Annotated in this window: 11 protein-coding genes; 7 read left to right on the top strand and 4 right to left on the bottom strand. The window is 51.9% G+C overall.

The genetic code is table 11. The features are described from left to right. Window positions 1–182 precede the first annotated feature (182 nt). Window positions 183–1,904, top strand: a complete 1,722-nt coding sequence (gene recJ, locus ABEB26_RS00715; RefSeq protein ID WP_345720021.1) for a single-stranded-DNA-specific exonuclease RecJ — start codon at window positions 183–185, stop codon at window positions 1,902–1,904. Next, entirely contained in the window at window positions 1,901–2,674 is a 774-nt protein-coding gene (locus tag ABEB26_RS00710) for a hypothetical protein (RefSeq protein WP_345720020.1), read from the top strand. The genes recJ and ABEB26_RS00710 overlap by 4 nt, the downstream gene beginning before the upstream one ends. A gap of 51 nt (window positions 2,675–2,725) precedes the next feature. On the opposite strand, the gene ABEB26_RS00705 is transcribed toward ABEB26_RS00710, so the two are convergent. Then, window positions 2,726–3,469, bottom strand: coding sequence for a phosphoribosylaminoimidazolesuccinocarboxamide synthase (locus tag ABEB26_RS00705; protein ID WP_345720019.1), 744 nt, complete (start codon window positions 3,467–3,469; stop codon window positions 2,726–2,728). 85 nt (window positions 3,470–3,554) lie between these two features. Beyond that, complete coding sequence (locus ABEB26_RS00700; protein ID WP_345720018.1) at window positions 3,555–4,133, bottom strand: TetR/AcrR family transcriptional regulator; 579 nt, start codon at window positions 4,131–4,133, stop codon at window positions 3,555–3,557. Between the two features lie 109 nt (window positions 4,134–4,242). Between ABEB26_RS00700 and ABEB26_RS00695 the strand changes: the two genes are divergently transcribed. Then, a complete protein-coding gene (locus tag ABEB26_RS00695) occupies window positions 4,243–5,109 on the top strand; it encodes an MBL fold metallo-hydrolase (RefSeq protein WP_345720017.1) in 867 nt (288 codons plus the stop codon). 157 nt (window positions 5,110–5,266) lie between these two features. Here ABEB26_RS00695 and fmt read toward each other — a convergent pair whose 3' ends face one another. Beyond that, window positions 5,267–6,187, bottom strand: coding sequence for a methionyl-tRNA formyltransferase (fmt, locus tag ABEB26_RS00690; protein ID WP_345720016.1), 921 nt, complete (start codon window positions 6,185–6,187; stop codon window positions 5,267–5,269). 454 nt (window positions 6,188–6,641) lie between these two features. Between fmt and ABEB26_RS00685 the strand changes: the two genes are divergently transcribed. The 4 genes from ABEB26_RS00685 (at window position 6,642) to ABEB26_RS00670 (ending at window position 9,757) form a co-directional block, all read left to right on the top strand. Continuing rightward, the gene (locus ABEB26_RS00685) at window positions 6,642–6,899 is read left to right on the top strand and encodes a hypothetical protein (RefSeq protein WP_345720015.1); all 258 of its coding nucleotides are present in this window, start codon (window positions 6,642–6,644) and stop codon (window positions 6,897–6,899) included. An 85-nt stretch (window positions 6,900–6,984) separates the two neighbouring features. Next, the gene (locus ABEB26_RS00680) at window positions 6,985–7,452 is read left to right on the top strand and encodes a c-type cytochrome (protein WP_345720014.1); all 468 of its coding nucleotides are present in this window, start codon (window positions 6,985–6,987) and stop codon (window positions 7,450–7,452) included. Window positions 7,453–7,462: 10 nt separating this feature from the next. After that, entirely contained in the window at window positions 7,463–8,239 is a 777-nt protein-coding gene (locus ABEB26_RS00675) for a DsbA family protein (protein ID WP_345720013.1), read from the top strand. Between the two features lie 63 nt (window positions 8,240–8,302). Next, the gene (locus ABEB26_RS00670; protein WP_345720012.1) at window positions 8,303–9,757 is read left to right on the top strand and encodes a PepSY-associated TM helix domain-containing protein; all 1,455 of its coding nucleotides are present in this window, start codon (window positions 8,303–8,305) and stop codon (window positions 9,755–9,757) included. Here ABEB26_RS00670 and ABEB26_RS00665 read toward each other — a convergent pair. Continuing rightward, window positions 9,754–10,956, bottom strand: a complete 1,203-nt coding sequence (locus tag ABEB26_RS00665) for a hypothetical protein (RefSeq protein WP_345720011.1) — start codon at window positions 10,954–10,956, stop codon at window positions 9,754–9,756. The two genes, ABEB26_RS00670 and ABEB26_RS00665, sit on opposite strands and share 4 nt — an antisense overlap. Between the last annotated feature and the right edge of the window lie 165 nt (window positions 10,957–11,121).

Raw genomic sequence — 11,121 nt, 5'->3', positions numbered from 1 at the left:
CGGGAGAGGGGGCTAGGGGGTGAGGGCATGCAATCAACCCAAAACGCCGATTAATCGGCGTTTTGGCATGCCAAAAATCGCTTGCTTATGGCTCTATAATTTAAGTATTCAGCCAATCCAATTTGACGATTAGCCTGCTTATCTCTACAATCGCCAAACTAATCCAGCTCGTGAGGGATTTTATGCTCAACCAACGTGTTATGCGCCATTGGCAATTGCCAACATCGGCCTCGCCCAGCCAACTTCGCAGCCTCGGCGAGTATCATCCATTGCTGGCAGCTATTTTATGGAATCGTGGTTGGCGCGATGCAGCAGCGGTTGAGCAATTTCTCAATATCGATTGGAAACAGCGCCACGATCCTTTTTTGCTGCGCGATATGGATCGAGCGGTCGAACGGATTAAGCATGCAGTTGAACAAAAGCAACGAGTCGTAGTCTATGGCGATTTCGATACCGACGGCGTGACTGGGGTTACCCTGTTGATGCAATTGTTCAAAGCCTTTGATTTACCAGTGCGTCCCTACATTCCCAAGCGTGAGGGTGAGGGCTATGGCCTGAATTTGGCTGCAATCGAAAAATTGCATCAAGAAGGGCTTGATCTGCTTGTGACGGTCGATTGTGGCATTAGCAATATTGCCGAGATTAGCCGAGCCAACGAGCTGGGCTTCGATACGATTGTGCTTGATCACCACCAACCGCCAGCCAATTTACCACCCGCTTATGCCGTGGTTGACCCTAAACGCAGCGATTGTGCCTATCCCTTCAAAGGGTTGTGCGGGGTTGGCGTGGCCTTTAAATTGTATGAAGCGCTGTGGCGGGCCGGCATTCAGCCTAACAATTTACGAGCACGCGACATTCTCGATGTGGTAGCGCTGGGCACAATCGCCGATATGATGCCCTTAACTGGCGAAAATCGAGTGTTGGTGCATTTTGGTTTGCAGGCCATGAACGAAAGCCAACGTCCAGGCTTGAAGGCTTTGTTGCGAGTGGCGGCGGTTGAGCAAGGCAAAATTGATGCGAGTAGCGTTGGGTTTCGGCTTTCGCCACGCATTAACGCCGCTGGCCGCTTGGTCGATGCGCGAATTGCCTATAGTTTGTTGCTGGCTCCCGATCAAGCCCAAGCTGATGGATTTGCCGACCAATTAAATAGCACCAATATTGAGCGTCAAGCCCTGACCCGTGATGTGCAGCAGGCCGCCCGCGAATTAGCCCAAAACAGCGGCCAGCTTGATCAGCGCATTTTGGTAATTGTGGGCGAGGATTTTCATCACGGGGTGGTGGGCTTGGCAGCAGGCAAATTGGCCGAAGAATTTGCGCGGCCTGTGCTGGTGATGGGCAAAGAAGAAGATCGTAGTCGGGGTAGCGCTCGTTCGATCCCAGGCTTTAATATTGTCAATGCCTTGGCTGAATGTGCCGATTTGTTTGAAAAATATGGTGGCCATGCCGCCGCCGCTGGCTTTACGATCGCCAATGAGCATATTCCAGAGCTAGAACAACGCTTGCAAGCAATCGCCAATCAACAGATTACTGATGCGATGATGGTTCCGCAATTGCCAATTGATGCTGAGGCAACATTTGATCAACTGAATCTTGAAATGCTGGCCGTGCTCGAAAAAATGGCTCCGTTTGGGCTGGAAAACCAACAGCCCCGCTTTTGCAGCCGCCGCGTGACGGTGATCGAGGCGCGTGGCGTTGGTGCTGAAAATCAACATTTGCGCTTGCGCCTACAACAAGGTCGCCATTATCAAACCGCAATTGGCTTTAACCTTGGTGATTGGTTGGCTGAATTACATAATGGCTCGCAAATCGATATCGTTTATACTGTGGGCATCAATGAATGGAATGGACGCAGTTCGGTGCAACTTACGTTGGTCGATTTGCGCTTGAGTGAAGGGCAACGATGAGCTTAGTTTTAGCCTCAGCTTGGCAGCCACGCGGCGAATTAGCCCGTTTTGAGCGGCTCTTGCCCCAATTAAACCAATTGTATCGAGCAATTGTGATCACCACGCCGCCCACGATTGATGCTCAATTGCTTCAAAGCCTCAACCAACTGCCGAATGTTAAGGCCGTGCCAACCACTGAATGGTTTCAAGGCCGCCACTTGGCTTTAGCCGAAGCACTCAAAACCCAACCAAACTATATTCATGCAATTGATTTTGACCGTGCATTGCGCTGGATCGAAACTCGACCCAGTGAATTAACCAGCATCGCTCAACGTTCGCAAACCCATTGTTTAATTATTGGCCGTACTTGGCAAGCTTACGCCACCCACGCCCGCGCCTTGATCGAAACTGAGCGTACCAGTAATACGATGGCCTCGTTTTTCCTTGGAATGCCGATGGATATTAGCGCTGGTGCCCGCGGCTTCACGCCAGTTGCTGCGCATTTTATTTTGGCCAATAGCCCGCCGCTTGATGCGCTAGGCACTGATGCAGAATGGCCAGTTTTGCTGCATCGCGGCGGCTTCAAGCTAAATTATTGCGAAGTTGATGGCCTCGATTGGGAGATCCCCGACCAATTTCAAACCCAAGCTGCCGATGAGCAAGCTCAGCAAAGCCAAGCCGAACACTACGATAGCCAGATCGAGCATTGGCGCTATCGGGTTGAAGTTGCTCAGCGCATTGTGCAAGCTGGAATTGCCGCCGCTCGCCGACCCTTGCAGTTTCTCTCTTAAAGCAAAACCGCGCTCCAAATAATGGAACGCGGTGCAGTAACAAGCACTAATTTAGCGGAAGCTCTCGGTAATATCGCGTACTTCCTCGTATTTGGCTTTGAGGTTTTGCAACGCTTCCTCGGTGACGGTTTGCAAATTGCGATAAATTTGCTTATCGAGCATTTTGCTCTTATCGCCATCGGGCCACAAACGCCATGAATCGTTGTCGATCATATCGGCGACGATCAGGCTACCATCAGCAGTACGGCCAAATTCGATCTTGAGATCAACCAATTGCACACCACGTTCGGCCCAGGTTTGTTCAAGCAACTCAAACACCCGCGTGCCTTCTTGCTCAATAAAACTGACTTCCTCGGCGGTCGCCAAGCCCTTTGCAACAATCCCTTCCAAGTAAATTTGGGGATCGTGGTTGGCATCGTCTTTGTAGAAAAACTCAACCAATGGCGGGCTAAAACGGGTGCCTTCGGGCGTTTCAGGGTGGCGGCGGCAATATGAGCCAGTTGCCAAACGGCGCATGACCACTTCCAAGGGCAACATGTCACAACGTTCAACCAGCATCACCCCCGGTTCAGGGTCGGATTGATAGTGGGTGCGCACGCCACTGCGGTTGAGCAAGGCAAAGACATTAGCCGAGGTGCGACCGCTGATCGCGCCTTTTCCGTCGATTTCATTGCGTCGTGCCCCATCGCCAGCGCTAATCGAATCCTTTTGGACCATATAGGCCAAGCTTTGGTCTTCAGGGTGAGCATAGATAATCTTGGTTTTACCTTCGGCTAATTTTGTGCCGTATTGCATTGAAAACGCTCCTTCATGCGTTGTTGAGCAAGCAAATTCAATGGCAAACTCGCCAAATGGAGTCTGCCCGCCCCATTATACATGCTTATGCGTTTTCGCTTTTGATGCCTTGCAACACGATCAAGAGGTAGCGTTCGCGTTGCTCAGCTTGATCTTCGCCGATTGGCAGGCCCGCCAACAAGGCCGATAAATCGCCAGCCCGTAAATCTGGCCGCACTAATCCAGTCGCTTGAGCACGATCAATCAAGGCCTGAATTGCCGGATCGATGCCACGTTTGGCTTGGCTGGTGGTTTCGATTAAATTGCTATGTTGGTGAATCATGGTTTTAAAGGCCCGATCTTTGATTTGGCGTTTCGCCATACCCCGCACCACCTGCTCAACCGCCCACCAAGGGTCTGCCGAATCTTGCAAGCTAGCCAGAAAATCGGTCACCACCTGAAAATGCTCCTGAATCACCAAATTTAAAAGGCCTTCTTTGGAGCCAAAATGATGGTAGAGCGTACCAACCGCTACGCCTGCATCACGCGCAATTGTATCCATGGCGGCGCTTGGCCCATCGCTGGCAAACCGTGCTTTGGCTGCTGCCATAATTCGGCCATGGTTTTGTTGGGCATCAGCTCGTTGTGCCGAGTGTTTTTTTGGAGATTTTAAATCATCAGTCATCGTTTAATTACCTCTTGACAAATTGAACTATGGTTCAATATAATCAAGTTGAACGCCGATTCAACATATTCAACAAGTATAGCATACACAAAAACAAAAGGAGCTATGAATGTTAACAGCGCTTCAACATCGCACAATTCAACTTGGGCCTACCACGATCACGGCAATTGTCGATGTAACCACGCCATGGCCGATGCTGACTGTGACCGATGAGATTTGGAATCCGGTTCGCGAGACCTATTCCAGCTCGTTTTACAATGCTGAAACCTTGCTGGGGAGGGTGCATTGCTATCTGATTCAACAAGCTGGACGCACGATTTTGGTTGATACAGGTTTGGGCAAAGCCCCACCACCAACCCAGCCAATCAGCAGCCAACAGCTTGAGGCCCAATTAAGCTTGATGGGAGTTGATTATGCAGCGATTGATACCGTGTTCTTAACCCATCTGCATGTCGATCATGTTGGCTTGAATACCCATTATGTTGATGGCAAATTGCAACCGCGTTTCCCCAATGCCCGCTATCTGGCCCACCAAGCCGAACAAGGCCTGATTGAATTTATGCAAACCCATAATTCCGAACGCGCTGGCTACTTGCAAGAGCAAGTTTTGTGGCTAAACGAGCAGGGCTATTTGCATTTTTTCGAGGCTGATTTTGAATTGGCTGAAGGTATCACGACCTGGTTCACCCCAGGCCATAGCCCGGGCCATACTGGTTTGTTGATCGATCATGGCACTGGCGAACGAGTGTTGATTGCTGGCGATATCTTTTTCAACCCAATTCAAATGTTTCATCCAAGTTTTGCGACAGGGTTGGATGTCGATAAAGAGCGGGCACATACCACACGATTAGAAGTTTTGCAGCAGGTCAGCGATGGCAAAACCTTAGTTGCGCCATGTCATTTTCCAACCCCAAGTTTTGGCTATGTTGTGCCCGAGGGTGATGCTTATCGCTGGCAGCCGATTGCCGAGGATTAGTTTGTTTGTGACCACGAAGGACACGAAGCGCATGAAATCAGGGCTATAGGCTTTTGGCGATTGAAATCATTGGAATCCCCCAATGCGTTCCGCTAGCCCATAGCCTTCTGCCTATAGCCTCGTGCTTTCTACGTCGCTGCGTTAATCTACAAGAAGCTTATAGATGCTCGATATCTTTGGCTCCACGTCGCCAATCGCTGGCGGCCATGGGGCGCTTGCCTGCTGGCTGAACTTCGAGTAATTCCAATGCTCCGCTGCCAGTCGCCACTAAAACCTGGCCTTGCTGCTCGATCAACATGCCTGGTTGAGCGTTGCCACTCCAACTGGTATGAGCTTTGGCTCGTAGAATTTTAAACGGCTGATCGTTGAGTTTAACCGCAGTGCCAGGCCATGGATCATAAGCGCGGGTCATGCGTTCGATCACCAGCGCAGGCAAATTCCAATCGATCAAACCATCGTTTTTGCTGATCATTTGGGTATAAGTCGCTTGGCTATCATCCTGAATTTGGGCTTGAATTTGGCCCGCAGCATAGGCTGGCAACACTTGAGCCAACAACTCACCGCCTTGGCGCATCAGTTGAGCAGTCCATTCGCCTGCGCGGGCAGTTTTGGCCAACGGCATCACCACCTGTCCAAGAATTGGCCCAGCATCCATTTTGGCCGTTAGCTTGATGATTGAAACCCCAACCAAGTCGTCGCCTGCCAAAATCGCCCCAGTCACGGGGGCTGGCCCACGATACAGCGGCAAAATCGACGGGTGAATATTCAAATAGCCCAGTGCTGGAATCTGCAATACATGTTTGCGCAAAATTTCGCCATAGGCTGCCACTACTCCAACTTCAGGCTCGAAAGCCCGTAAACGCTCAACCGCAGCCGGATCTTTGAGGGTTTCTGGTTGAAAAACCGGAATGCCCAAGCGTTCAGCGGCAAGTTTGACTGGCGGCGCAGTTAAGACATTTTTGCGCCCAGCCGGACGATCAGGCTGGGTTACCACGCCGACAATCTCATGGCCGCTAGCATGCAACAACTCAAGCGGCGCAACCGCAATCTCAGGTGTACCTAAATATAAAATGCGCATCGGCGATACCTCACTCTGAATAATGCCAGCAACCATGATACCTTGCTTGGGCTAAAACAAAAGCTAGCATTCTGTCCAATATTCGGCTCTCTTAGTTTCGTTTCGCCACCCTTCCGTCCCTCCGCTGGAGGGAAACGCAGGGTGTTTTCATCCCCCTGCACCCCCTAAATTTCAATTGAAGGCTATTAACAATCAACGCAAGCAACAGAGCAATGGCTGTGATCTGTCGGCCTGAATCAAGTTAACACCTGATCGCAAGCCGCTTAAACTGTGTTAAGATAGCGCTCAATTCGGCGGCAACATCAGGCGGAAGCAAATCTGTATGCGTGGGTGGTACCAGAAAAAACGCATAACGCTATCGTGGCGCACTCTTTTAAGTTGGGCAATGCTTATCCAGCTTGCTTTGGTGTGCCCATTGGGATGTGTGATTCACTGTCTGCTGCAACACCAACCAATGTCAACGATGCCAGCGGCGCATCAAGCCAGCATGTTTGTCTGCGAACTCACAACTCAGCACAATTCAACTCCAAGTGGCACGCCAAGCGGTCTAGCCCAAACCGGTATGGGCACGAGCTTGGTGGCAATGTTTGCGATGGTTGCTTTTTGGCCAATTGCTGTCATCGCGTTGCGTAGCTTGCGCCGTTTGAATTGGCTGATTCAACGCCCCTTCAATTCGTTTCAACTTCAATTGACCACTCCCCCTCCGCGCTAAACCCAACTCAACCCACAATTAATGTTTTTGTGATCTCATCGTGCGCTGCATGGTGAGGGTTTTTGAGTTTGGGAGTGTTCCGAGCATGACAATTCTTTTGCGTGGGCGCTATGCCTTGCTAGGCTTGGCTTTACTTGGTTTAGTTGCCTGTGGTTCGGCAGCGAAAGATTCAGAAGTAGGCGTATTTGCTGGGGTTCCAACGACCGTACCTGTGGCCAGCACTGGCGGTTCAAGCACTGGCGATGCTGCTGCTGGCAAAGCGATTTTTGATGGTACAACCGCGATCGCTGGCAGCCCGCCATGTCTTAGCTGCCATGTGGTCGAGGCTGGTAAGCCGCAAACCGTAGGCCCAAACTTGGCTGGAATTGCTGATCGAGCAGCTACGCGGGTGGCGAGTCAGGATGCTAGTCAATATTTGCATAGCTCAATTGTTGACCCCAACAGTTTTGTAGTCGATGGTTTTGCCCAAGGTTTGATGTTTGCAGGCTATGGCGATGCCTTAACGCCGCAACAGGTTGATGACGTGGTGGCCTATTTATTAAGCTTGAAGTAAGGCGGCCACCATGCTCACAAGCCGTGTGATTGTGCCTAGTCAACGCCGTTTTTTAGTTGGCGGTTTGGTTAGTATTGCGATCAGCGTGCTGGTGTTGGGGCTGAGTGTTTGGCACATGCCCGATCAAACCGCACCAGCAGTGCTTCCAACCAGCCAACCAACTGCGGTTGTCGCAGCACCAATTCCCCAATTTACCCGCGAATCGACTACCGATTGGAGTCTTGGCAAGCCAACCGCGCCAATTGTGCTCGATTTGTATACCGATTTGACCTGTAGCCATTGCCGTGACCTGCATTTGGCCATGGAATCGAAGGGCTTTCTCAGCCAATTTATCGATTCAGGCGATGTCTACTTGCGCATTCATATGTTGGCGATGCCCGAGGTTTCGCCTTGGTCGGTCGATGTCACGGTGATGAGCGTTTGCGCTGGCAGCCAAGGTCAATTTTGGCCAGCCTACGATGCCTTGATGCGTGATGCGACGTGGCTGACCGCACCTAACCCGCGCCAGCAAGCCCAAGCTCAAGTGCTGCAAGCAACCACGCTCGATCGCCAAGCCTTTGAGGCCTGTTTTCAACGCCCCGATTTTGGCCGTGAAATCGTGGCATTTAGTCGTTGGCAAATTGCCAATGGCCTGGCTGGCACGCCCAGCGCCTATGTCAATGGGCATGCGGTGGTTTGGCGCAGCAACCCAATCGACGATCTGATTACGGCAATTCAACAATGGTTACCAGAGCCTGCAACCCCACAACGGCGTGATCCAGGTGGCAGTCTGCAACAACAGTATTAATTCGATTGCCACAGGTAGTTTGGCTGCCTGTGGCTCCAACCAGCACCACAACGAGGTTTTTGAATGACGACTACCACAACCACCAACGACGGAGCAACCACCGACGAACGCCGTTCGCAATCTGTTTTCTATCGCGCAATCTGGCGTTGGCATTTTTATGCCGGTTTGTTTGTTGTGCCGCTGATGATTGTCCTAGCAGTAACTGGCAGCATTTATCTGTTCAAGCCGCAACTTGACCGTTTGATGTACGGCAATTTGATGCATGTCCAACATACCAGTGGCTCGGCCCAAAGCTACACCAGTCAATTGGCCGCTGCTCAAGCTGCCTATCCCGAGGCCAGCGTTGGCAAAATTCGCCCAAGCGATGCCCATGATCGCAGCACCGAAATTAGCATGAGCACCAGCGATGGGCGTAAACTGACAGTTTTCGTCAATCCCTACACCAATCAAGTGCTCGGCGAGCGCGATGAAGATTGGAATTTACAAACGGTTGCCTTGAAATTGCACGGCGAGTTGATGATTGGCACGACTGGCGATCGAATTATTGAATTAGCTGCATGCTGGGCGATTTTGCTGACACTTTCGGGGCTGTATCTCTGGTGGCCACGCTCGAAAAGTGGCATCTGGGGCACATGGCTACCTCGTTTGCGCAGCAAAAACAAACGAATTTTCTGGCGCGATTTGCATGCCGTACCTGGGATGTATGCCTCGTTGATTGTGCTGTTTTTGTTGATTTCAGGTTTGCCGTGGACAGGCTATTGGGGCGATAAATTTGCCAATGTTTGGAGCGGTTACCCCAATCAACTTTGGAGCAATATTCCTGAATCGACTGTGCTGACTGGTAGCCTCAACACCACGACCGATAAAGTTGTGCCGTGGGCGGTAGAACAAGCACCATTGCCCCAATCCGACCCTGACCATGCTGAGCATCGCGGTGATGGAGCGAGTGCGCCTGTGCCCAGCAGCGCTACCGAAGGCCCACAAGCCGCAACCCCCGTCACGCTCGATTCGGTGATTGAAGTCGCCAAAGCCCGTGGGGTGATTGCCAGCTTTACGGTTAGCCCACCTGATGGCGAAAAAGGCGTGTACACCATCGCTGCGGTGGCGAATGATCCTGCTGATGAAGCCACAATTCACGTTGATCAATATAGTGGCGCGATTTTGGCCGACATTCGCTGGCATGATTATGCCATGGTTCCCAAAGCAGTCAGCATGGGCATTTCGCTGCACGAAGGTAAATATTTCGGGCTGGCTAACCAACTTTTAGCCTTGTTTGGGGCGATGACGGTGCTGTTACTGTCGGTCTCGGGAGTCGTGTTGTGGTGGAAGCGCCGCCCTGAGGGCCGCTTGGGTGCGCCAAATTTGCCAGCCAACTTCCCCCACTGGAAGCCTGTGCTGCTGATGGTGGTACTGGCAAGCTTGGCCTTCCCCTTGGTTGGCGCTTCGTTGTTGTTTATGCTGGTCTTGGATGTGACGGTGTTTCGGTTTGCGCCAAGCCTCAAGCAACACCTTGCTTAGGGTAATTGGGGTTCGTTGCTATGGCTGCGGGCAAAGCGGTCGAGCACCCGCCGCAACACCCGTAAGGCCAATTCCATCTGTGGTACGGAAAGTAAGCGGGTTTCATCGTCTGGTTGACGGAAGCCCGCTGCCGTGCCATCAGATTTCAAGCCAACCACGCTGACCGCGTGATAGCCCATGGCCAACAGCCGAGCGCTATCCAAGCGTTCGCCACGATAGGCCGAGCGAATGAGTGGGGCGCTAGCAGATTGCAATTCGTGAAACATTTTGGTGAGTTGTGGATCAGGCTTGCGTTCGCGCCATAACCCTTCGCCAGCCACAATCGTGAGATTGCCACGGCCCAGCCACGGCAGGTTAACAAACCAAGTTTCGGCTTTGGGGAAGGGGTAGGTATTCAATAAGGCCTGAATGCCCGAACCTGCGGCAGCTCCTGCCCCGAGCGCCACCACCCATAGTTCAACATCATCACGTTGCGGCCAATCGGCTGCCAGCGCGATTGCCGTGCCAACGGCGGCAGCATCGACCGCGCCAACCGTCCAATCGGCCTTCCACTCACGCCGAACCACCACCACCAAACTAAGCAATAAAAAGAACGCTGGAATCAAGAGTACACTATGCCAAGCAGGCAGAAAAATCGCTACCCCAAGCGCAATCAGGCTCAGGCTAAATCCAAATGGAATCGTCAGCAACCAAACCCGCAGCCAACTGGCACGGCGTGGCGAGAGCATGCGCGGCGAATCAAGATGACACAATAAGACGATGCGGGCACGAGGGGTACGGGTTGCAGCCCGCGTGCCAATTACATTTTGGCTTGGGCGTTGGCGCAACAAACCTGCCAAAACGGGCGGGCCATGTAATTCGCGGCCTGCCAACAGCAGCAGCAATGCAATTAGGGCGACTGAAGGATAAGGAAACCACCAGCCTAAGCCGAGTGCCAACAAACCAATCGCCGCCAATAAGCCCAAGCCTGCGGTTGGAGCAGCAGCAGCGGAGAAAGTTTGCACGCCAACTTCAAGGCCAACTTGGCGCATTTGGGCAGCGATCACAGCAGCAGCGCGAGCTTCGGCAGTTGAGGTTGCCGGACGCGCACCTATTTCATCGGCTAAAGCGCCGGTTATTCGTTGTTGCACAGATTGTTCGCTCATTTTAACTAAGGCTATCTGAGGCCGTGAAGCGAGCAATTTTTTCTGAGTTGCCATCGCAACCCCCACAGGCAAAATCGTTGGTGATTGGGCGAAACCTTCAGTTCTCTGGTCAACCCACAGCTTGGGGGCGTGTTCTATTCTACACATAATCGTACTATTAGGGAAATTTAGCAAGCACCAATGCTCCTATTTTTAGCGTTTGGCTGATTTAAGCATAGC

The organism is Herpetosiphon gulosus (genome assembly GCF_039545135.1).
In the GTDB taxonomy this organism is placed as follows: Bacteria; Chloroflexota; Chloroflexia; order Chloroflexales; family Herpetosiphonaceae; genus Herpetosiphon; species Herpetosiphon gulosus.
This window is presented reverse-complemented; position numbering and strand designations above follow the sequence as displayed.

Coding starts and splice junctions, on each gene's coding strand:
- recJ (WP_345720021.1), top strand. CDS start 183: ATGCTCAACCAACGTGTTATGCGCCATTGGCAATTGCCAACATCGGCC.
- ABEB26_RS00710 (WP_345720020.1), top strand. CDS start 1,901: ATGAGCTTAGTTTTAGCCTCAGCTTGGCAGCCACGCGGCGAATTAGCC.
- ABEB26_RS00705 (WP_345720019.1), bottom strand. CDS start 3,469: ATGCAATACGGCACAAAATTAGCCGAAGGTAAAACCAAGATTATCTAT.
- ABEB26_RS00700 (WP_345720018.1), bottom strand. CDS start 4,133: ATGACTGATGATTTAAAATCTCCAAAAAAACACTCGGCACAACGAGCT.
- ABEB26_RS00695 (WP_345720017.1), top strand. CDS start 4,243: ATGTTAACAGCGCTTCAACATCGCACAATTCAACTTGGGCCTACCACG.
- fmt (WP_345720016.1), bottom strand. CDS start 6,187: ATGCGCATTTTATATTTAGGTACACCTGAGATTGCGGTTGCGCCGCTT.
- ABEB26_RS00685 (WP_345720015.1), top strand. CDS start 6,642: ATGTCAACGATGCCAGCGGCGCATCAAGCCAGCATGTTTGTCTGCGAA.
- ABEB26_RS00680 (WP_345720014.1), top strand. CDS start 6,985: ATGACAATTCTTTTGCGTGGGCGCTATGCCTTGCTAGGCTTGGCTTTA.
- ABEB26_RS00675 (WP_345720013.1), top strand. CDS start 7,463: ATGCTCACAAGCCGTGTGATTGTGCCTAGTCAACGCCGTTTTTTAGTT.
- ABEB26_RS00670 (WP_345720012.1), top strand. CDS start 8,303: ATGACGACTACCACAACCACCAACGACGGAGCAACCACCGACGAACGC.
- ABEB26_RS00665 (WP_345720011.1), bottom strand. CDS start 10,956: ATGGCAACTCAGAAAAAATTGCTCGCTTCACGGCCTCAGATAGCCTTA.